Consider the following 19,721-nt stretch of genomic DNA (forward strand, 5'->3'; position numbering starts at 1 on the left):
GCGCCGCCGCCTCAGGCGATGGCGCCCTTGGCCTTCAACTGCTCGATGCGGTCCCAGTCGATGCCCGCTTCCATGAGCACGATCTCGGTGTGCTCGCTGGCCTGGGGCGCGCGGGTTGTCTCGGTCGGCTCGCCGTTCCACTGGACCGGGCCGCGCACGAGGCGCATCGGCGCGCCGCCGTCGGCGCCCTCGACCTCGATGATCATGTCGTTGGCGATCGTCTGGTCGTCGGTCAGCAGGTCGCGCACGGTCTGGATCGGCGCCCACTGGCCCTTCATCGTCTTGAGATGCTGGCGCCAGTATTCGAACGGCTTCTTCGAGAAGGCGTCGACGATGTAGCCGCTGGCAATCGCAGCGTTCTGGAACAGCTGGACCGGTTCGGCGAAGCGCGGGTCGTCGGCCATTTCGGGCAGGCCGAGATGCTCGAAGGTGTCGCGGATGATGCCCGAGGGGCTCAGCACGCAGAGGTTGATCCAGCCGCCGTCCGAGGTGCGGAAGTTACCCATGAACGGATTGACGCTGACGCCGCCCGACTTGGGCATCGAATTGGGGCTGTACTGGTCGGTCTCCATGACCTGCGCGATCAGCGCGCCCTGGGCCCACCAGGCGGTGGACAGCAGCGAAACGTCCATCTCGACCGCTTCGCCGGTGTTCTTGCGGTGGAACAGCGCGGCCGAGATGCCGCCGGCGATGAACATGCCGCCGATCGAGTCGCCGAAGGCGGGCATGCCCTGGCCGAGCGGACCGTCGAGTTCTGCCGGCGACATGGCGTGGGCGATGCCGCTACGCGACCAGAAGCAGGTGCCGTCGAAACCGCCAATCTCGCGTTCGGGCCCCTTGTTGCCCAGGGCCGAGCCGCGGGCATAGATGATGTTCGGATTGACCGCGCGGATGTGCTCGACGTCGAACTTGTTCTTCTGGCGGTGCTGGGGGAGGTAGTTGGTCAGGAACACGTCCGCGGTCTTGGCCAGTTCATAGAGCACTTCCTGGCCCTCGGGCGTCGACAGGTCGATGCCGACCGAGCGCTTGCCGCGGTTCGGGTGCTCGATCAGCGTGTGGCGCAGCGGGTCGAGCTTGACGCCGCCCATGTTGAGGAACCCGCGCTGCGTGTCGCCGCGCACCGGGTGCTCGACCTTGATGACGTCGGCGCCCCAGTCGGCGAGGATTGCGCCGGCGGCCGGCGTGAAGGTGAACTGCGCCACCTCGAGAATGCGAACGCCCTGCATCACCTTGGTCGTCATGATCGTCCTGTCCCTAGTTCGGAGCGCGTTGTCGCGCGCTGGTCTATAGTGAGGGGCGGCCTGGCCGCTCCATTGGCCTCGTCCTGCGCGGATTCTCGGCGGCGATCAACCTGCACGGCATCGCCGAGACGATAACGCCTGAAACGAGGCGTAAAACGAGGGGTTGATTTCTCGATGCTGGGTCGCGATATGCCGCGTTGCAACATAGTAAGCGTGCTTAGTTGTTTGCGAAAAACGCCACAGCTATTGCATTCTATGCAATTGACAGGGTGCTTATACTAAGCAAGGTTAGGGTTGCTTTAAAATTCCTCCCCCCTGGTCCATACCGGAGAATTGTCATGAAGAAGTTTGCTGCTCTCGCCGCCGTCGCGACCCTCGCCACGCTCGCCGCTCCGGCCGCTTTCGCCGCTGAATCGTCGCAGTCGGTTCGCGCCGCTACCGACGCTGCCGCGGGTTCGGTCGCCGTCAACGCCGGCAAGATGCTCTACACCAGCAACGGTTCGCGCGTCGCCGCGATCTATCGCGTCACCGCCGAAGGCAACCCGCAGGTCATCCTGAACGGCAAGCTGGTCACCGTGCCGGCCTCGACCCTCTCGGACGTCAACGGCAAGGTCACGACCTCGCTGTCGAAGGCCGAACTGGGCCGCGCTCAGTAAGCGTCGGACGCAACCGATAAAGCAAAGGGCGGCGCGATTGCGCCGCCCTTTCTGTTTGTGCGTCCTTTATTTGTGCAGTGCGCAATGCCGCCGGACGGATCTATGCTCGGCGGCGCTCAGCCCTTGAGGGTGTTGCCGTAGATCCGGTCCACGTAGTCCTGGAGCCGCTCGAGCTCGCTCGTCGAAAAGCCCTTGAACATGCGGTCCTCGGCTTCCCGGGCGATCGTCGCCAGCTTGTCGAGCAGGGGCTCGGCGGCATCGGTGAGGTAGACCGCGCGGGCGCGGCGATCGTCGTCGCGCTCCCGGCGTTCAAGCAGTCCGTCGGCGCAGAGCCGGTCGATCAGCCTTCCGGCCGAAGCTTCGGACATTTCCAGCGCTTCGGCGATGACCCGCTGGGTCGCGCCGGGTACACGGGAAACAACGGCAATCATGGCCCATTGCGAGCGGGTTACATGCAGGCCGGCGACCTGGCGGTCGAAATTGTTGCGGAGCAGGCGGGCGAGCACGGTGAGGCGCAGGCCGATAGCCCGCCGGGTCTCGTGATCGTTGTCTACGGTCGCCTCTATGATCATCTCCCACCCATTCATCGCCTCATCCGGCGAGAATTAGCCGGAATGTGGCGAGAATGCACGAATTTTTGTCGGCCGCACAATGTGATACACAGTGTATCAAGCGCCCGCTTCAAAGGGTGGTTCAGACGCGTTCGATGATGATCGCAGGAGCCATGCCGCCCGCGGCGCACATGGTGACCAGGCCATAGCGGCCGCCGGTGCGCTCGAGCTCGTCGAGAGCCGTGCCGATGAGGATCGCACCGGTGCCGGCGATCGGGTGGCCGAGGGCGATCGAGCCGCCGTTCGGGTTCACCTTGGCGCGGTCGAGGTCGAGGTCGCGGATGAACTTCTCGACGACGACGGCGAAAGCCTCGTTGACTTCCCAGACGTCGATATCGTCCTTGGTCAGGCCGGCCTTGGCCAGCACCTTCTTGGCGGCGGGCCCGGGCGCGTTCAGCATCAGCGTCGGATCGTCGCCGATCTCGGCCATGGCGACGATGCGCGCGCGCGGCTTGAGGCCGTGCTTGTCGGCATAGTCCTTCGAGGCGAGCAGGATCGCGGCCGCGCCGTCGACCACGCCCGACGAGATGCCGACGTGGTGGATCGGCTTGATGTCGACGTCGGGATATTTCTGGTTGATCAGCTCGGCATAGGTCTTGCCGCCTTCCTGCGAGGGCATGTTCAGGAACATCTCGAAAGCGGGCTTGAGCTGGGCCAGGCCTTCCTTGGTCGTGTCTGGGCGCGGGTATTCCTCATGGTCGAGGATCACGTTGCCTTCGTCGTCCTTCACCGTGATCGTCGACTTGTCGAAGCGGCCTTCCTTAAGCGCGACCGCGGCGCGGCGCTGGCTCTCGACGCCCATGTCTTCGAGTTCCTCGCGGGTAATGCCTTCCATCGCGGCGATCGCATCGGCGCAGACGCCCTGGTTCGACTGCGGATGCTTGGCCTGGAGGCGGGGGTTGCCCGTGCCCATGCCGCCGCTGCCGCCGAGGCCGGCCTCGCGCTGCTTCATGCCGTACCAGTTGACATAGGACAGCATGTCCATGCCGCCGGCGATGACGAGGTCGTGCATGCCCGACATGATCATGGCCGCGGCGAAGTTGGTCGTGGTGATCGACGAGCCGCAGAAGCGGTTCATCGTCACGCCGCCGGCCTTGACGTCATAGCCTGCGTCGAGCGCGGCGTTGCGGCCGATGTCGCCGCCCTGGAGGCCGATCGCGCCCGACACGCCCCAGATCACGTCGTCGACGTCGGCGGTGTTCAGGTTGTTGCGGTCGCGCAGCGCGGCCAGGACCGTGGCCGAGAGATGTTCGGGATGCATGGTGGAGAGGGCGCCTTTGCCCATCTTGCCGATGCTGCGATAGGTACGAACGGCGTCGATGATATAGGCGTCGGCCACGGATTCTCTCCTCGAACGGTGTTGGCCTGCTCATGCTAGGCCGACGGGGGGATTTGCAATCGCCAAACCACCGCCATCGCCGAGGCGATTGGGCGCGTTCGACACTAATGTGTCAATTTTTCGTGGCGCTACAAGAGGTCATTGGAGCAACCGTCGATCTTCGGACATTCTACGCTTCGAGCCTTGACGCAACTGCCTGGGGCGACAACTACAAGACCTCAGGAAAAGAGGGGATTCCATGGCCACCAGCGCTGACATGCCGAGCGAAGAGCGTGGCGGCACATTCGCGCCGCTGCGCGAAAAGACGTTCCGCACGATCTGGACGGCCAGCCTGTTCTCGAACTTCGGCCAGCTCATCCTGGGTGTCGGCGCGGCGTGGGAAATGGTCCGGCTCAGCAACAATTCGCCGAGCATGGTCGCGCTCGTGCAGACGGCGCTGATGGTGCCGCTGATGCTGGTCGCGCTGCCGGCGGGCGCGGTGGCCGACATGTTCGACCGGCGCAAGATCGCATTGGTCGGCCTCGGTTTCGCCATTCTGGCGAGCACGGTGCTGACGACGCTGGCCTTCCTCGGGCTGACGACGCCCTGGATGCTCCTAGGCTTCCTCGTGCTCGTCGGCGGCGGCGTCGCGCTTTACAGCCCGTCCTGGCAGGCCTCGATCGGTGAGCAGGTCAGCTCGCAGAACCTGCCCGCCGCGGTGGCGCTCGGCACGATCAGCTACAACGTCGCGCGCAGCTTCGGTCCGGCTCTGGGCGGCCTCATCGTGCTCGCCTTCGGTGCCAAGGCCGCGTTCGGCATCAATGCCGTGTTCTACATCCCGCTCTGGCTCGCCTTCTTCGCCTGGACGCGAAAGCACGTGCCGTCGCGCCTGCCGCCCGAACGGATCGACCGGGCGATCATATCGGGCGCACGCTATGCGCTGCATTCGCCGCCGGTACGCACGGTGCTGCTGCGGGCGCTGACCTACGGCCTCTCCAGCGCGACCGCTTCGGCGCTGGCACCGCTGGTGGCCAAGGACCTGCTGAACGGGAACGCCGGCGTCTATGGCATCCTGCTCGGCGCGACCGGGGTGGGGGCGGTCCTGGGCGCGCTCTTCGTCAGCCAGATCCGCGACCGCCTGTCGACCGAGACCGCGATGCGCCTGCTTGCCGTGGGCAGCGGCCTGCCGCTGATGGTGGTCGGAACCAGCCATTCGCTGGTGCTGACCTGCGCTGCGTTCTTCGTCATGGGCGCTTGCAACATCCTCAGCGTGTCGATGCTCAACGTCACGATCCAGCTCTCGGCGCCGCGCTGGGTGACGGCCCGGGCGCTGTCGCTCTACTCGTCGGCGCTCACCGCCGGCATCGGCATCGGCGCCTGGGCCTGGGGCGTGGTCGCTGCCCATACCGATGTGGGCTTTGCCTTCGTCGCCTCCGGGGTTGCGATGCTGGCGACCGTGGGGCTCGGTATGCTGTTCCCGCTCCATGCCGACAAGGAGGTCGATACCGACTCCGTCGACATCGGCTACGAGCCCGAAGTCGGCCTAGGGCTGAGCCTGCGCTCGGGGCCGGTGGTGATCGAGGTCGAATACGATGTCGACCCCGAGCAAGCCCGCGAATTCTACGGCGTCATGGTTCGGCTGCAGCGAGCACGCAACCGCATCGGCGCCTTCGACTGGTCGATCTCACGCGACATTGCCAACCCCGCGCTCTGGGTCGAGCGCTATCATTGCCCGACCTGGGGCGACTACTTGCGCATGCGCGACCGGTATACACAAACCGAGTTCGAACTGCAGGAAATGGCCGACAGCTTCAACCGCACGGGCCACGGTCATCGTGTCCGCCGGCGGCTCGAGCGGCCGTTCGGATCGGTCCGCTGGAAGGCTGATTCGCCCGATCTCTATCGGGGGACGGTCGGATACATCGGCCCCTGATTGTATCCACCGTGGTAAGTGGAACACAGGTGCGTTCTAAAATGCTCGTACTGATGATCGCCCACTGGACAGCGTAAACGCGGTTGGGATAGCGGCGTGAATTGTACAAGCGTCCAAAAAGCCTGGGAGGGGTTATGCGCACCGATACCATCCGCACCGCCACGTCTATTTTCGGCCTGATCGGCCTCGTCGCCGTTTCTGCGCCGGCCTTTGCTCAGGCCAGCGAGGCGGGCGCCATTGTCTCGGACGAGATCGTCGTCACCGCGCAGCGCCGCGAGGAGCGCTCGGTCGACGTGCCGATTACCATCACGGCAATCGGCTCTCAGCAACTCGCGACTGCAAATGTCCAGACCTTGACCGATATCAGCAAGGTGACCCCGGCACTACGCTTCGACAATAACAGTGCTTTCGTGCAGCCGACCATCCGCGGCGTCGGCACACCGGTGACCACCTCGGGTGGCGGCAGCAACGTCGGTATCTATATCGACAACTTCTATTCGCCCAATCCGCTTGCAGCCGACTTTCAATTCCTCAACGTCCAGAGCGTCCAGGTGCTGAAGGGTCCGCAGGGGACACTGTTTGGTCACAATACGACCGGCGGTGCGATTCTGGTGCAGACCGCCGACCCGAGCACGACCACCGCGATGCGGGCCAAGGTCTCGTACGCGCGCTTCAATGACGTCAATGCTCAGGCCTACGGCACGTTTGGCCTAGCCGATAACGTCGCTCTCGACCTCGAAGGTCTCTATCACCGCGGTGACGGCTGGAAGACGAACATCATCGACGGGAAGAAAGTCGGCGATTTCGAAGACTGGACCGTGCGCTCGGGCCTCAAGGTCAACCTGACCGACGGCGTCTCGGCGATGGTCCGCTATACCCACAGCAACACCAACGATCCGAACCCCGCGCTGGTGGCAAGCTATCGCGATCCGATCTTCGGCGATGGCGCGTATAATACGCCCGACAACCAGAAAACCTACGATCCCGACAAGATCGGTACCTACTATCCGATCTTCATTCACACCAAGTCCGACGTGTTCCAGGGCACCATCAAGGCCGACCTCGGCTTTGCCGATCTTTCTTCGTTCACGCAGTACCGCAAGGAAACCGTCGATTCGAGCATTTCGCTGAACTACGCTGGCGCTCCGTTCTTCGCGCTCGGCCTGCCGAACAAGAACTCGACCTGGAGCCAGGAAATCCTGTTGAACTCCAAGGCGGGATCGAAGCTCCAGTGGACCACCGGATTCTTCGCTTTCGGTAACAAGGACACCTACATCACCTACATCGACGGCCTCGGGCCGACGCTGTTCTATCCCAACCGTGTCCGGCTGGGCGGTTCCGGCACGAACACGCAGACCTTTGCCGGCTTCGTCGATGCGACCTACGAGGTCGTGCCGAAGCTGTTCCTGACCGCCGGCCTGCGCTATTCGCACGATCGCGTGATCGACGCCTATTGGAACACGCGCTCGCTTGCCACGTCCTACGTCAAGGATGGCGTGACGATCGCGGCCCCGAACGGCGTCGTGCCCGTGCCGGACATCTCCAGCAATCACTGGACTCCGCGCGTCGTGTTGCGCTTCAAGCCCGATAACAATTCGAGCATCTATGCGTCGTTCACCCAAGGCTACAAGGCCCCCATCATCGATGTGGGCGGATCGTGCCAGAACGCTTCGGGCAATCTGCCCACGGCCACTAATCCCACAGGTGCGGGTTTCACCTGCAATCCCGTGAAGCCGGAGAAGATCAACTCCTACGAGGTGGGCTACAAGTACAACAACAGCGTGTTCTCGGCGCAACTGTCCGGGTTCTATTACGACTACACGAACCTTCAGGTTTCGGTCTTCCTGGTCGGCGGCCAGGCTAACATCATCAACGCTGCCAATGCGAAGATCTATGGCCTCGACGGCCAGTTCAGCGTTCGTTTCGACGATCATTTCTCGCTCAACGCGGCAGGCGCCTGGACGCACGCGCGCTATACTAGGTTCGACGGCGCGCCGGTGTTCACCCGCACTCTTCCAGCCGGTACGCCGATCATACCGAACGCAGGCAATCCCTTCACGATCGGCTTGCCGTTCGTCACGCTCAGGGATTCGCAGGTGCAGCGGGCGCCCGCTTTCACCGGCAATGTCGGCGCGACCTACACGGCCGACGTTGGCGGCGGCAAGGCGCAGTTGAGCGGTCTCCTCAACTACAGCTCGAAGGTCTATTTCGGTCCTTCGGGTAATCAGTTCTTCCAGAACGGTTATGCCACGCTGGCGTTGCGCGCTCAGTGGACCGATCCTAGCGAACACTACACGGTCGCGGTGTTCGGCGATAACGTCACCGACAAGCGTTACATCACTGCGGTTCAGTCCGGCGGTAACGGTGTCGGCGCCAATTGGTCGAGGCCAGCGACCTACGGCATCGAGATTGGCGTGAAGTACTGATCGAACGCTGGGGCGACGCCACACGGCGTCGTCTTGGACGATCGAAGTCCTTTGTAAAATGCCGGGGCCGGGTGACCTGCTCCGGCATTTTCATTTTGCGCTCAGACTGCCGTCGCCGCGATCTGCTCGGCGACGGCCACGAGCCGCTGCGCCTGGTCGAGATGGAGCAGCTCGGCCATCTTGCCCTCGACCTGGATCGCGCCCTTGCCGGCGTTCTCGGGCAAGGCGAAAGCCGCGATGACCGTGCGGGCCCGTTGCAGTTCTTCCTCGCTCGGTGAGAACACCGCGTTGCAGGGATCGATCTGGGCCGGGTGGATCAGCGTCTTGCCGTCGAAGCCGAACAGCAGGCCCTGCTCGGCCTCGGCGCGGAAGACGTCGAGATCGCGGAATTCGTTGCAGACCCCGTCGAGCACGGCGACGCCATGCGCCCGCGCCGCGGCGACGGCCATCGACAGGAAGGGAAGGAATGGCGTCCGCTCAGGCGTCAGTTTGGCGCGCATTTCCTTGGCGAGGTCGTTGGTGCCCATGACGAACAGCGACAGCCGCGTCGACCTCGCCATGGCGGCGATGGCATCGAGCTGCGGCAGGCAGGCGCAGGTCTCGATCATCGCCCAGAGCTGCAGACGGTCCGGCGCCGCCGACAGCGCGTCCTGGCAGGCCTCGATGTCGGCGGGCGACGAGACCTTGGGCACCAGCACCGCATCGGCGCCCGATGTCGCGATCGCCGCGAGGTCCTCGGCGCCCCAGGGCGTGTCGAGCCCGTTGGCGCGGATCACCAGCTCGCGACGGCCGAAGCCGCCCTCTGCCACCGCGGCCAGAGCCGCTGCCCGCGCCTCGACCTTGGCTTCGGGCGCGACCGCGTCTTCTAGGTCGAGGATGACGACGTCGGCGGGCAGCGTCCGCGCCTTGGCGATCGCCTTGGCATTCGACGCGGGAAGGTACAGCGCGCTGCGGCGCGGGCGTTCGATCTGGCTCATTGCGGCGCGATAGCGGCTCGAACGGGGCCTGTCAGTATCCCATGCTCGCGAGCAGGATTTCGCTCTCGTTCCAGAGCCTTTCGCCGGCCGCCTGGTCCTTGCCGTGCGGTTGCACGGGCTGTTCCTGCATGTCGTAGAACATGCGGCCGCCCGGTGCGCCGGTCTCCGCCGCGGTGGCCATCCAGACCAGCGTTTTTGCCACGTCGACAGGCGTCAGGCCCGGCGCATCCTTGAGATAGCCCTGCATGTTCTCGTCGCCGTGGCTGGCGAAATTGGTGTGGACCACGCCGGGCACCAATGCCTGCGAGACGATGCCCTTGCCGCTGACGCGCCGATCGAGTTCGAGGCTGAAGAGCTGGTTGGCCAGCTTGACCTCGCAATAGACGCTCGAGGCCGGAAAATCGCCTTCGAGGTGCTGTAGGTCGCCCCAGTTGAGGCCGCCCGTCGGCTGGAGATAGGCGAGCGAGGAGACTGCGATCACGCGCACCGAACCCGGCGCGCTCTGCGCCGCGGCGGCTTCCAGCAGTGGCATCAGCTCGCGCGTCAGCAGGAAGGGGGCGAAGTGGTTCGCGGAGAAGGTTTCCTCCATCCCCTCGCTGGTGACATAGCGCTGGTCGCGCACGCCGCCGGCATTGTTGATCAGCACGTCGATCCGGCCGGTCTTCGCCTTGATCGCGTTGGCGAGCGCCTTGGTTTCCGCCATCAGCGACAGGTTGGCGCGCAGGAAATCGACCTTGCCGCCGTTCGCGCTGGCCGCGCGGATCTCGGCTTCGGCCGCGGCGCTGCGCCCGGCGTCGCGGCCTTGGCCGATCACGTGCCAGCCCAGAGCGGCGAAGGCCTTGGCGGTCTCCAGGCCGATGCCCGAACTGGCGCCCGTGACGACGGCAACGCGCTGGGAATTGTCGCTCATATGATCCTCTCTCGTTATTCTATGATTGGCGCGGACGGGCCCCGTCGAGGAACAGGCGCACGCCGAAGGCGACGCGTTTGGCGAGTTCGTCCGGGGGAAGGGGGCTGGCGGCCAGGATGTACCGGACGGGGCCGGTGACGACCATGCTCATGAAGGCGTTGGCGGCGCCGAACGGATCGTCGAGCGCGAGATTGCCCGCGGCGGTCTCGCGCTTGAATATCCGGGCCATGAACTTGATCGTCGGCATCGCGCCGATCTCGTAGGTGTCGGTGAAGATGTCGGGAAAGCGATAGCTTTCGGTCTGGATGATCCGCTGCAGCTTCAGTCCCTGCGGCGACGAGACGAGGTCGATGCGAAGCATCGCCAGGTTGGTCAGCGTCTGTGCCAAATCGCCGACGTCGCATTGGTGAATGCGCTCTTCGGAGATCGCATAGCGCAGGATCGCGCGGTGGACCGCGGCGCGGAACAGCGATGCCTTGTCGGCATAGCGCGCATAGACGGTGCGCTTGGTCATGCCGACGTCGGCGGCGATCGCCTCGATCGTGGCCTGCTCGAAACCCTTGTCGAGAAAGTGGTCGAGCGCCCGGTCGAGCAGTTCCTCGTGCCGTGCCTCGGCCTGCTCGCGCGTGGGCCGGCCCGCACGGGGACGACTGATCGCGGTTACCTCATTCATCGTTCATGGCCCCCTGTTGGGCGATCGGGATAGAATGATACGCATCAGTTGTCATTCTACGGGCGATCCGCGCTATGACAAGACAATAGGGTCGCTGTTTCGAGTGACAAGCTGGGTCCGACCCTTCGCCCACGGCGGAGAATGCGCTTGCCTGCCCGCGAAAGCCCGACATAATGACACGATAACGTATCCATTAATTTGATTCGGGAGAGCGACGATGGGCCAGGCCGCCGACAAGCTGACGAGTTACATGCCTGAGGCCTCGGGCTTCGACATTCCCTATTCGGAAATCCGCGACCTCCAGGTCACCGCGATGAACGAGCGGCTGCAGGAGCAGGGCTTCAGGATCAAGCTCGTCGCCCTGCGCGCGAAGGATGCCGAGATCACCGAGATCAACAGTCTGGAGGACGTTGTTCCGCTGCTGCTGCCGCACACGGCCTACAAGTCCTATCCCGAGAGCTTCCTCACCGAGAAGAAGTGGGACCGGCTGACCAAGTGGCTCGGCACGGTTTCCCCTTATCCGACCGACGACGTCGACCTTTCGGAAGTGAAGGAAATCGACGACTGGGTCGATGCCTGCGCCAAGGCCGGGCATTTCGTCGCCTGCTCGAGCGGGACGACCGGCAAGTCGGCCATGCTGATCGCGTCGCAGAAGGACATCGACTTTACCAGCAAGGACGGCGTGGCCGCGGTGCAGTGGGGATCGGGCATCCGCACGGGCGACATGCGCACGCCGGCCGGCGCGGCGGGCGCCGTGGCCTATACGCACAAGAATGCTGCCATGGGCATGGCCATGATGGGCGCCTTCACCGATCCCGAAGCCCCGCGGTTCCAATCGGGCCTGCCGCCTGTGACCGTCGGTTCGCTGACCAAGATGATCACGCTGCGCAAGGCGATTGCCGACGGCACGGCCAAGCCCGGGGAGATCCAGGACTACGAAGCCGAGAGCGAGGCCCGGCAGAAAGGGCTGGATCAGGCACAGGTCGGGGCGGTCGAAGACATCATCTCCAAGCGCGACAAGAAGCTCTACATCACCGGCATGTGGGGCGCGCTCTATCCCTTCGCCGAGGCGGTTCGCGCCAAGGGCTACAGCGCGAAGGACTTTCATCCTGAGAACGGCGTCTACCTCGGCGGCGGCCTCAAGCGCGCCCAGTTGCCGCCCGACTACCGCGAGTTCGTCTATGAGACCTTCAACCTGAATCCCGCCTTCATCTATCAGATGTACGGGATGCAGGAACTGGGCACCTCGATGCCGCGCTGTCAGGGCGGGAACCGTTACCACATCCCGCCGTGGCTGGTGCCGCTGCCGCTCGACAAGAGTGGCGACGCGCTGCTGCCCGGCGTGGGCGAGGGCAAGCACGAAGGTCGCGCGGCTTTCTTCGATCTGTCGATGGATGGCCGCTGGGGCGGCGTGATCTCAGGCGACCATATCGAAATCGATTACAGCCCCTGTGCCTGCGGCAACCGATCGCCCTCGATCGCCGACAATGTCTATCGCTATGCGGACCTCGAAGGCGACGACAAGATCGGCTGTGCCGGCACCGTCGATGCTTACGTTCGCGGTCTTTCTTGACCTGACTACGGGAGAGGGGGCGGCGCAGGCGGGAAAACCGCCGCGCCGCCGCCTGATACGAGAGGAAGTGCCAATGGGTGACGCGGTCGACCGGCTTCTGGCCTATCAGCAGGATGGCCGGTGCTACACGGTCCCCTACGCGGAAGTGCGCGACCTGCAGGTCGCGGCGATGAACGAGAAGCTTCAGGAGCAGGTCGGCAAGATCAGGCTCGTGAAGTTCCGCGCCGAGGAGGCGGGGATCGGCGAGATCCGCGAGCTTGTCGACGTCGTTCCGCTGCTGCTGCCGCACACCGCTTACAAGTCCTACCCCGAGAGCTTCCTCATCGAGGAGAAGTGGGACAAGCTGACCAAGTGGCTGGGCACAGTCTCGGCCTATCCAGTCGGCAACACCGACCTCGACGGCATCGCCGATGTCGACGAGTGGATCGAACGGCTCGAAGCGTCCGGGCATCCGGTTTCCTGTTCGAGCGGGACCACGGGCAAGTCGGCCATGCTGATCGCCTCGGACGCCGACCTCGAATGGACCTCGCAGGATTCGGTCGTTGCCTGTGCCTGGGGTACAGGGATCGCGCCGGCGCAGGATCGCCACGTATTCTCCATGGCGCCCGTCGCTGCGGTGCCGCGCAATCTGCGCATCATGGACGCCTTGCAGCAGGCTTTCGGTAAGCCGGATTCAACGCTGTTCCGCTATCCGGTGCCGCCGATCACCGTGGGTTCGATCACCCGGATGATCGCGCTCAGGAAGGCCATTGCCGATGGCACGGCCAAGCCCAACGAACTCGCCGAGTACGAGGAGGTCGGCGCCATGCGCGAGAAGGCGCTGGAGGATGCGATCGGCATAACCGTCGATGCGCTGATCGCGGTGCGCCACGAGAAGCTGTTCCTCACCGGCCTCTGGGGCAACCTCTACAAGGTCGCCGCGGCGATGCGCGAGCGCGGCTTCACCGCCAAGGACTTCCACCCCGAGAACATGATGTACGTCGGCGGCGGGCTGAAGCGCGAGCAGCTTCCGCCCGACTACCGCGAATTCGTCCGCGAGACCTTCAACGTCCAGCCCGACCGCAATTTCCAGCTCTACGGCATGCAGGAACTGGGCTCGGTCAAGGTGCGCTGCTTCAAGGGCGGGCGATATCACCTGCCGCCCTGGATGGTCTGCCTGCCGCTGAACAAGGAGGCGGATGCGCTGCTCCCGACCGAAGGCGAGATCGAATGCCGGGCCGGCTTCTTCGACCTGTCGCTCGACGGGCGCTGGGGCGGAGTGATCACCGGCGATCGCATCGAGGTCGATTTCGGACCCTGCGCCTGCGGCGCGGCGACGCCTTCGATCAAGGACAACATCGTCCGCTATGCCGACCTCGAAGGCGACGACAAGATCGGCTGCGCGGGCACGATCGACGCCTATGTGCGGGGCATGTCCTGACCGCTTGCCGGCAGGTGAATTGCGGCTAGAGTGCCGGCGAATTTCGTTTCGGGAGAGACAAGCCGATGGCCGCCTACGTCGTATTCATTCGCGAGGGAGAGGTCGTCGACCAGGCCTCGATGGACGCCTATCTCGGCAGCGGGGCCAGCACGCCGCCGCCGGCGCATCTCAAGGCACTGGCCGTCTATGGCGACATGGAGACGATCGAGGGCGAGGGCGCCGACGGCATCGTCATCCTCGAATTCCCAGATGTCGCGGCCGCACGCGAATGGTACAACGGCCCGTACAACGAGCGCGCCAAGCTGCGCCAGAAGGCGGCACCCTATCGCGGGTTCATCGTCGCCGGCCTGTAGAAATTTGTAGAAACACGACATCTGCCAGATTGCCTGGACAGGCACCGGCAAGCAGGAGCACAGTTCGATCATGACCAGACTCGCACTCGCCGCCGCGCTCCTCGCGCTTGCCATTCCCGCCGCCGCCCAGGCCGAACTCGCCGTCGGCGCGCAGGCGCCCGACTTTACCGCGCAGAGCGCGATGGCCGGCAAGGTGCAGAGCTTCAACTTGCGCGCCGCGCTACGCCGCGGGCCGGTCGTGCTCTACTTCTTCCCGAAGGCCTTCACCCAGGGCTGCACGCTGGAGACCCGCGCTTTCGCCGAGGCGACCCCGCAGTTTGCCGCGGCCCACGCCACGGTGATCGGCATGTCCGCCGACGACCTGCCGACGTTGCAGCGCTTCTCGACCGAGGAATGCCGCAGCAAGTTCGCGGTCGCCGCAGCGACACCGGCGATCGTCCAGTCCTATGACGTAGCGATGAAGATGGATCAGATCCCGGCCGAACGGCGCGCGCAGATGCCGGCGGGGATGACCGGACGAACATCTTATGTAATCGCGCAGAACGGGCGCATCACCATGGTCCACTCGAACCTGGATTACCGCGACCATGTCCGCCTGACGCTCGAAGCGGTCCAGGCGCTCAGCCACAAGCACTGACTCGCCCAAGCTTTACAAACTGCGATGCTCCGCTAAGCGGGCCGCTGCAGTTTTGGAGTTAGTGCAATGCGTGCCGAAGGGCAGGCTCACATCGATCGCATCGAGGCCGCGCTGGCGCTCGTCCGCAAGTTTCTGGACTGGGACCGCGCACTGCGCCGGCTCGACGAGCTCAATGCGCGCGTCGAAGATCCCAAGCTCTGGGACAATCCCAAGGACGCCGAGGCGGTCATGCGCGAGCGGCGCCGGCTCGAAGCGGCGGTCGGCACGGTCAAGCAGATCGCCCAGGAAATGGCCGACGCGATCGAATTCGTCGAGCTGGGCGAAGCCGAGGGCGACGACGATACGGTGAACGAGGGGCTGACCAGCCTTGCGGCCCTCGCCGAACGCGCCGATGCGGACAAGATCCAGGCGTTGCTCGCGGGCGAGGCCGACGCCAACGACGCCTATCTCGAGGTCCACGCCGGCGCTGGCGGTACCGAGAGCCAGGACTGGGCGCAGATGCTCCAGCGCATGTACACGCGCTGGGCCGAGCGCCACGGCTACAAGGTCGAACTGGTCGACTACCATTCCGGCGAGCAGGCCGGGATCAAGAGCGCGACGCTGCTGATCAAGGGCGAAAACGCCTACGGCTATGCCAAGACCGAGAGCGGCGTCCACCGCCTCGTCCGCATCAGCCCCTACGACAGCTCGGCGCGGCGCCACACCAGCTTTTCGTCGATCTGGGTCTATCCGGTGATCGACGACGACATCGACATCGAGATCAAGGAAAGCGATCTCAAGATCGACACCTACCGCGCTTCGGGTGCGGGCGGCCAGCACGTCAACACGACGGATTCGGCGGTGCGTATCACCCACATCCCGACCGGCATCATCGTCGCCAGCCAGAACGACCGCTCGCAGCACAAGAACCGCGCCACCGCGATGGGCATGCTGAAAGCGCGCATGTACGAGGCCGAACTCGCCAAGCGCGAGGCCGAGACGATGGGCGAGTACCAGGCCAAGACCGAGATCGGCTGGGGCCACCAGATCCGCTCCTACGTCCTCCAGCCGTACCAGCTGGTGAAGGACCTGCGCACCGGCGTCACCTCGACCGCGCCCGACGACGTGCTCGACGGCGCGCTCGATCCGTTCATGGCCGCGGCCCTGTCGCAGCGCGTGACGGGCGAGAAGGTCACCGTGGAGGACGTGGATTGAGCCTGGCGGGGCCGGGATTGAGAACGCGCGCGGCGCTGTTGCTCGGCCTGGCCCTGCTGGCCGGATGCAACGCGCCCAAGAAGGACGACCAGTCCGACCGGCCGGCGACCTCGCGTGCCTTCCCGCGTGCCGATCGCCCGGTGTCGAAGACGGGTTCCACTGCCTTCTCGACCGAAGTCCAGCGCGACAGCGTCAACGAAGCCAAGACGGTGATGGCGCTTGCCGACATCGACAAGGGCATGACCGTTGCCGACATCGGTGCGGGCGAGGGCTACTACACGGTCCGCCTGGCGCCGCGCGTCGGCAGCAAGGGGCGTGTGCTGGCGCAGGACATCGATGCGGCGGCGCTCCGCCGCCTGGGTGACCGCGTCCAGCGCGAGCGGCTCGACAACGTCTCGATCAAGCACGGCGCGCCCGACGATCCCATGCTGCCGGCGGCGAGCTTCGACCGGATATTCCTCGTCCACATGTACCACGAGGTCGCCGAACCCTATGCCTTCCTCTGGCGGATGCGCCCCGCGCTGCGGCCCGGTGGGCGGGTCATCGTCGTCGATGTCGACCGCACGACCGACCAGCACGGCATCCCGCCGGCGCTGCTGTTCTGCGAATTCAACGCCGTGGGCTTTCGTTTGACGCAATTTATTCGTAAGCCGGAAATGCAGGGCTATTATGCGCAATTCGAGGCTGCGGGCGAACGCCCCGCGCCCGAAGCGATTCGGCCCTGCCGGCAAAGCGACAAACCCCCGGTGACACGCTAGCCGCACGCGATAAGGAAAGTTAATCGCAATGAGTTTCAAGGGTCTGAAGCCGATACTCTATGGCGGACGCGAAGTCTGGCCACTGATCGAGGGCGGCAAGGGCGTGTCCGCGACCAACCACGCCAGCTCGGGCGCCTGGGCGGCTGCGGGCGGAATCGGCACGGTCAGCGCGGTCAATGCCGACAGCTACGATGCCGAAGGCAAGATCATCCCGCAGATCTACAACGCGCTGACCCGCAAGGAACGGCACGAGGAGCTGATCAAGTACGCGATCGACGGCGCGGTCGAGCAGGTGAAACGGGCCTACGAGATCGCCGGCGGCAAGGGCGCGATCAACATCAACGTGCTGTGGGAAATGGGCGGCGCGCAGCAGGTGCTCGAAGGCGTGCTCGAGAAGACCAGGGGCATGGTCGCCGGCGTGACCTGCGGCGCGGGCATGCCCTATCGCCTGTCGGAGATCGCCCAGCGCTTCAACGTCAACTACCTGCCGATTATCAGCTCCGCCCGCGCTTTCCGCGCGCTGTGGAAGCGTGCCTATCACAAGGTCTCCGAACTGATGGCGGCGGTGGTCTATGAAGACCCCTGGCTCGCCGGCGGCCATAACGGCCTGTCCAATGCCGAAGACCCGAACAAGCCCGAGGATCCCTATCCCCGCGTCAAGGCGCTGCGCGACACGATGCGCGCTGAGGGCGTTTCGGACGACGTGCCGATCATCATGGCCGGCGGCGTCTGGTTCCTGCGCGAGTGGGACCACTGGATCGACAATCCCGAGCTCGGCTCGATCGCCTTCCAGTTCGGCACGCGTCCGCTGCTGACGCACGAGAGCCCGATTCCGCAGGGCTGGAAGGACGCGCTGCGCGACCTCGAACCCGGCGACGTGCTGCTCCACCGCTTCTCGCCCACGGGCTTCTATTCGTCGGCGATCCGCAACCCCTTCCTGCGTAACCTCGAGGCGCGCAGCGAGCGGCAGGTGCCCTATTCCAAGGTCGAGGCGGGCGAGCACACGGTGCGGCTCGACGTCGGCGTCAAAGGCAAGAACTTCTGGGTCGCGCCCAAGGACCTCGAGCGCGCACGCAACTGGGCGGCGCAAGGCTGCACCGAAGGGCTGCGCACCCCCGACGACACGATCATCTTCGTGGGTCCGGCCGAGCGCGACGAGATCCGCCAGGATCAGGCCGATTGCATGGGCTGCCTGTCGCACTGCGGCTTCTCGGCGTGGAAGGACCACGACGACTACACCACTGGACGCCTTGCCGATCCGCGGAGCTTCTGCATCCAGAAGACGCTGCAGGACATCGCCCACGGCGGCCCGGTCGACCAGAACTTGGCCTTCGCCGGCCACGCAGCCTACCGCTTCAAGCAGGACCCGTTCTATTCGAACAACTTCACACCGACCGTGAAGGAACTCGTAGACCGCATTCTGACGGGCGACTGAGGCGGTTGCAGGCTAGTTGGCCTGCACCAGAGCATAATCTCTCTGATTACCGACACTCGTCACCCCGGACCTGATCCGGGGTCCCGCATTTTTGCCTCTCCAACCGCGAGGCAGACAGGCAGCGGGATCCCGGGGCGAGCCCGGGATGACGACAAGTGGTCCGGTTGAAGATGATCGCGCGCTAATCGGCCTTTACCAGAATCCGGCCGATTGCTGCGATCAGCGTTTCGAGACCTTGCACGTCGTCCGCATCGAAGCGGGCGGGCGAGGGGCTGTCCAGGTCGAGCACGCCGATCAACTGCTCGCCGACGACGATGGGCACGACGATCTCGGACCGCGAGGCGGCGTCGCAGGCGATATGGCCCGGAAAGGCGTGGACATCGGGCACGCACTGGGTGAGCCGCGTCGCCGCGGCCGTTCCACAGACGCCGTTGCCAATGGGGATGCGGATGCAGGCCGGTTTGCCCTGGAACGGGCCGAGGACCAGTTCGCTGCCGTCATGGCGATAGAAGCCCGCCCAGTTGAGGTCCGGTAACGTTTGCCAGATGAGCGCCGCGATGTTGGCCATATTGGCCACCGGATCGTGCTCGCCTTCCACCAGGCCTTGAGCGGCGGACACCAGGTCGGCGTACATTTCGGGTTTGGACGTCGCGTCGATCTTCAGCTCAAACATCGTCGCTACCTAGGTGCTGCAGGGTTCCGGTTCCAGCCCTAGCTGGCCGGCTCTTCCACCTTCTGCAGCGCATCGTGCAGGTAGAGATCGGTCGGCACCTGCTCCCAGTAACCGAAGTGTGCGATCGTTACGCGCTGCAAAGTCCGCGCCGCATTGCCCGTCGCCGAGCGGGCGTGCTGGACGGCCAGGTTGTCCCAGATCACCAGGTCACCCTCGCGCCAATGGTGTTCGTAGACGTTGTCCGGCGCGTAGAGATAACCGAACAGATCCTCCAGCAGCGCGTCGCTTTCGCCCGGCGCCATTTTCGTGATGCAGGCCGACATGTCGAGATTGACGAAGAGGTAGGGCCGGCAAGTGCCTTCCTGCTTGCCGACCACCGGATGGACGGTCGCCATGTCACCGGGATCGAGATCGGCGAGTGTCGTGCGGCGGCCGAGCATATGGCCGCGCACGTGCAATGCGTTGAGCCCTTCGACTTTGGTCTTGAGCGCGCTAGGCAGCCTGTCCCAGGCCCGCAGCGCATTGGCGAAGCGTGTCGCCGCGGCCCCTTCCGCAACTTCGAGCGCATGCAGCGAGCCGCCGAGGAACGGCGCGGGCACATAGGGAATGTCGTTGTGGAACAGCAGTTCGGCCTTGCCGAGGAAGCCGCCCTCGACGACGTTCGATACCACGTAATTGTCGAGTTCCGTCCGCAGCGCCGGGCCGAACAGGTCGCAGGCCGCCTGTTGCTGTTCGCGGCTGAGCGCTTGCCCGCGGAACAGGATCAGGCCGTCGCGCCGGTAGATGCGCAGCAGGGCGGCGCGCTGGGCCTCACTGAGTGGGGCGGTGAGATCGAGATCGCATTCCCAACCGAAGGGCGCGCCTGCGATCGGCTTGGCACCCGTCAGTTCGTCATCCTCTCGCTCGCTTGCCATGGAGCCTTCTCCTTTGGTT

Annotated in this window: 18 protein-coding genes; 10 read left to right on the forward strand and 8 right to left on the reverse strand. The window is 64.9% G+C overall.

Annotation, left to right across the window (positions count from 1 at the left end):
* Positions 1-11 precede the first annotated feature (11 nt).
* On the reverse strand, positions 12-1,241 hold the full coding sequence (locus KRR38_RS04050) for a CaiB/BaiF CoA-transferase family protein (protein WP_254514637.1): 1,230 nt from the start codon (positions 1,239-1,241) through the stop codon (positions 12-14).
* Between the two features lie 338 nt (positions 1,242-1,579).
* Between KRR38_RS04050 and KRR38_RS04055 the strand changes: the two genes are divergently transcribed.
* The gene (locus KRR38_RS04055; RefSeq protein ID WP_217398857.1) at positions 1,580-1,897 is read left to right on the forward strand and encodes a hypothetical protein; all 318 of its coding nucleotides are present in this window, start codon (positions 1,580-1,582) and stop codon (positions 1,895-1,897) included.
* A gap of 116 nt (positions 1,898-2,013) precedes the next feature.
* Here KRR38_RS04055 and KRR38_RS04060 read toward each other — a convergent pair whose 3' ends face one another.
* Together KRR38_RS04060 and KRR38_RS04065 are read right to left on the reverse strand one after the other, a co-directional pair.
* Positions 2,014-2,469: a MarR family winged helix-turn-helix transcriptional regulator gene (locus KRR38_RS04060; protein ID WP_217398859.1), complete on the reverse strand. Its 456-nt coding sequence runs from the start codon at positions 2,467-2,469 to the stop codon at positions 2,014-2,016.
* Between the two features lie 121 nt (positions 2,470-2,590).
* Complete coding sequence (locus KRR38_RS04065) at positions 2,591-3,847, reverse strand: acetyl-CoA C-acetyltransferase (protein WP_217398861.1); 1,257 nt, start codon at positions 3,845-3,847, stop codon at positions 2,591-2,593.
* Between the two features lie 238 nt (positions 3,848-4,085).
* On the opposite strand from KRR38_RS04065, the gene KRR38_RS04070 reads away from it, so the two are divergent.
* Positions 4,086-5,759, forward strand: a complete 1,674-nt coding sequence (locus KRR38_RS04070) for an MFS transporter (RefSeq protein WP_217398863.1) — start codon at positions 4,086-4,088, stop codon at positions 5,757-5,759.
* A gap of 134 nt (positions 5,760-5,893) precedes the next feature.
* Complete coding sequence (locus KRR38_RS04075; RefSeq protein WP_217398865.1) at positions 5,894-8,185, forward strand: TonB-dependent receptor; 2,292 nt, start codon at positions 5,894-5,896, stop codon at positions 8,183-8,185.
* 101 nt (positions 8,186-8,286) lie between these two features.
* On the opposite strand, the gene KRR38_RS04080 is transcribed toward KRR38_RS04075, so the two are convergent.
* From KRR38_RS04080 to KRR38_RS04090, 3 genes are read right to left on the reverse strand one after another with little or no spacing between them, the layout of a single operon-like run.
* Positions 8,287-9,162, reverse strand: coding sequence for a CoA ester lyase (locus KRR38_RS04080; RefSeq protein ID WP_217398867.1), 876 nt, complete (start codon positions 9,160-9,162; stop codon positions 8,287-8,289).
* A 31-nt stretch (positions 9,163-9,193) separates the two neighbouring features.
* Positions 9,194-10,072, reverse strand: coding sequence for an SDR family NAD(P)-dependent oxidoreductase (locus KRR38_RS04085; protein WP_217398869.1), 879 nt, complete (start codon positions 10,070-10,072; stop codon positions 9,194-9,196).
* 19 nt (positions 10,073-10,091) lie between these two features.
* Positions 10,092-10,745 (reverse strand): TetR/AcrR family transcriptional regulator, encoded by a 654-nt coding sequence (locus KRR38_RS04090; RefSeq protein WP_217398871.1) that lies wholly within the window; start codon positions 10,743-10,745, stop codon positions 10,092-10,094.
* Between the two features lie 217 nt (positions 10,746-10,962).
* On the opposite strand from KRR38_RS04090, the gene KRR38_RS04095 reads away from it, so the two are divergent.
* From KRR38_RS04095 to KRR38_RS04125, 7 genes are all read left to right on the forward strand, one after another.
* Positions 10,963-12,318 (forward strand): hypothetical protein, encoded by a 1,356-nt coding sequence (locus KRR38_RS04095; protein ID WP_217398873.1) that lies wholly within the window; start codon positions 10,963-10,965, stop codon positions 12,316-12,318.
* Positions 12,319-12,391: 73 nt separating this feature from the next.
* Positions 12,392-13,738, forward strand: coding sequence for a hypothetical protein (locus tag KRR38_RS04100; protein WP_217398874.1), 1,347 nt, complete (start codon positions 12,392-12,394; stop codon positions 13,736-13,738).
* A gap of 65 nt (positions 13,739-13,803) precedes the next feature.
* Entirely contained in the window at positions 13,804-14,091 is a 288-nt protein-coding gene (locus tag KRR38_RS04105) for a DUF1330 domain-containing protein (RefSeq protein ID WP_217398876.1), read from the forward strand.
* A 70-nt stretch (positions 14,092-14,161) separates the two neighbouring features.
* A complete protein-coding gene (locus tag KRR38_RS04110) occupies positions 14,162-14,728 on the forward strand; it encodes a peroxiredoxin (protein ID WP_217398878.1) in 567 nt (188 codons plus the stop codon).
* Positions 14,729-14,794: 66 nt separating this feature from the next.
* The gene (gene prfB / locus KRR38_RS04115; protein WP_217398880.1) at positions 14,795-15,922 is read left to right on the forward strand and encodes a peptide chain release factor 2; all 1,128 of its coding nucleotides are present in this window, start codon (positions 14,795-14,797) and stop codon (positions 15,920-15,922) included.
* Entirely contained in the window at positions 15,919-16,680 is a 762-nt protein-coding gene (locus tag KRR38_RS04120) for a class I SAM-dependent methyltransferase (protein ID WP_375293406.1), read from the forward strand. The genes prfB and KRR38_RS04120 overlap by 4 nt, the downstream gene beginning before the upstream one ends.
* Positions 16,681-16,708: 28 nt before the next feature.
* Positions 16,709-18,115, forward strand: a complete 1,407-nt coding sequence (locus KRR38_RS04125; protein WP_217398882.1) for a nitronate monooxygenase family protein — start codon at positions 16,709-16,711, stop codon at positions 18,113-18,115.
* Between the two features lie 181 nt (positions 18,116-18,296).
* Here KRR38_RS04125 and KRR38_RS04130 read toward each other — a convergent pair whose 3' ends face one another.
* Together KRR38_RS04130 and KRR38_RS04135 are read right to left on the reverse strand one after the other, a co-directional pair.
* Positions 18,297-18,788, reverse strand: coding sequence for a GAF domain-containing protein (locus KRR38_RS04130; protein WP_217398884.1), 492 nt, complete (start codon positions 18,786-18,788; stop codon positions 18,297-18,299).
* 38 nt (positions 18,789-18,826) lie between these two features.
* Entirely contained in the window at positions 18,827-19,702 is an 876-nt protein-coding gene (locus KRR38_RS04135; protein ID WP_217398886.1) for a TauD/TfdA family dioxygenase, read from the reverse strand.
* Between the last annotated feature and the right edge of the window lie 19 nt (positions 19,703-19,721).

Source organism: Novosphingobium sp. G106 (assembly GCF_019075875.1).
In the GTDB taxonomy this organism is placed as follows: Bacteria; Pseudomonadota; Alphaproteobacteria; order Sphingomonadales; family Sphingomonadaceae; genus Novosphingobium.

Bases quoted from the DNA above. Each gene is read 5' to 3' on its own strand.
- KRR38_RS04050 (WP_254514637.1), bottom strand. From the start codon at position 1,241: ATGACGACCAAGGTGATGCAGGGCGTTCGCATTCTCGAGGTGGCGCAG.
- KRR38_RS04055 (WP_217398857.1), top strand. From the start codon at position 1,580: ATGAAGAAGTTTGCTGCTCTCGCCGCCGTCGCGACCCTCGCCACGCTC.
- KRR38_RS04060 (WP_217398859.1), bottom strand. From the start codon at position 2,469: ATGATCATAGAGGCGACCGTAGACAACGATCACGAGACCCGGCGGGCT.
- KRR38_RS04070 (WP_217398863.1), top strand. From the start codon at position 4,086: ATGGCCACCAGCGCTGACATGCCGAGCGAAGAGCGTGGCGGCACATTC.
- KRR38_RS04075 (WP_217398865.1), top strand. From the start codon at position 5,894: ATGCGCACCGATACCATCCGCACCGCCACGTCTATTTTCGGCCTGATC.
- KRR38_RS04080 (WP_217398867.1), bottom strand. From the start codon at position 9,162: ATGAGCCAGATCGAACGCCCGCGCCGCAGCGCGCTGTACCTTCCCGCG.
- KRR38_RS04085 (WP_217398869.1), bottom strand. From the start codon at position 10,072: ATGAGCGACAATTCCCAGCGCGTTGCCGTCGTCACGGGCGCCAGTTCG.
- KRR38_RS04090 (WP_217398871.1), bottom strand. From the start codon at position 10,745: ATGAATGAGGTAACCGCGATCAGTCGTCCCCGTGCGGGCCGGCCCACG.
- KRR38_RS04095 (WP_217398873.1), top strand. From the start codon at position 10,963: ATGGGCCAGGCCGCCGACAAGCTGACGAGTTACATGCCTGAGGCCTCG.
- KRR38_RS04100 (WP_217398874.1), top strand. From the start codon at position 12,392: ATGGGTGACGCGGTCGACCGGCTTCTGGCCTATCAGCAGGATGGCCGG.
- KRR38_RS04105 (WP_217398876.1), top strand. From the start codon at position 13,804: ATGGCCGCCTACGTCGTATTCATTCGCGAGGGAGAGGTCGTCGACCAG.
- KRR38_RS04110 (WP_217398878.1), top strand. From the start codon at position 14,162: ATGACCAGACTCGCACTCGCCGCCGCGCTCCTCGCGCTTGCCATTCCC.
- prfB (WP_217398880.1), top strand. From the start codon at position 14,795: ATGCGTGCCGAAGGGCAGGCTCACATCGATCGCATCGAGGCCGCGCTG.
- KRR38_RS04125 (WP_217398882.1), top strand. From the start codon at position 16,709: ATGAGTTTCAAGGGTCTGAAGCCGATACTCTATGGCGGACGCGAAGTC.
- KRR38_RS04130 (WP_217398884.1), bottom strand. From the start codon at position 18,788: ATGTTTGAGCTGAAGATCGACGCGACGTCCAAACCCGAAATGTACGCC.
- KRR38_RS04135 (WP_217398886.1), bottom strand. From the start codon at position 19,702: ATGGCAAGCGAGCGAGAGGATGACGAACTGACGGGTGCCAAGCCGATC.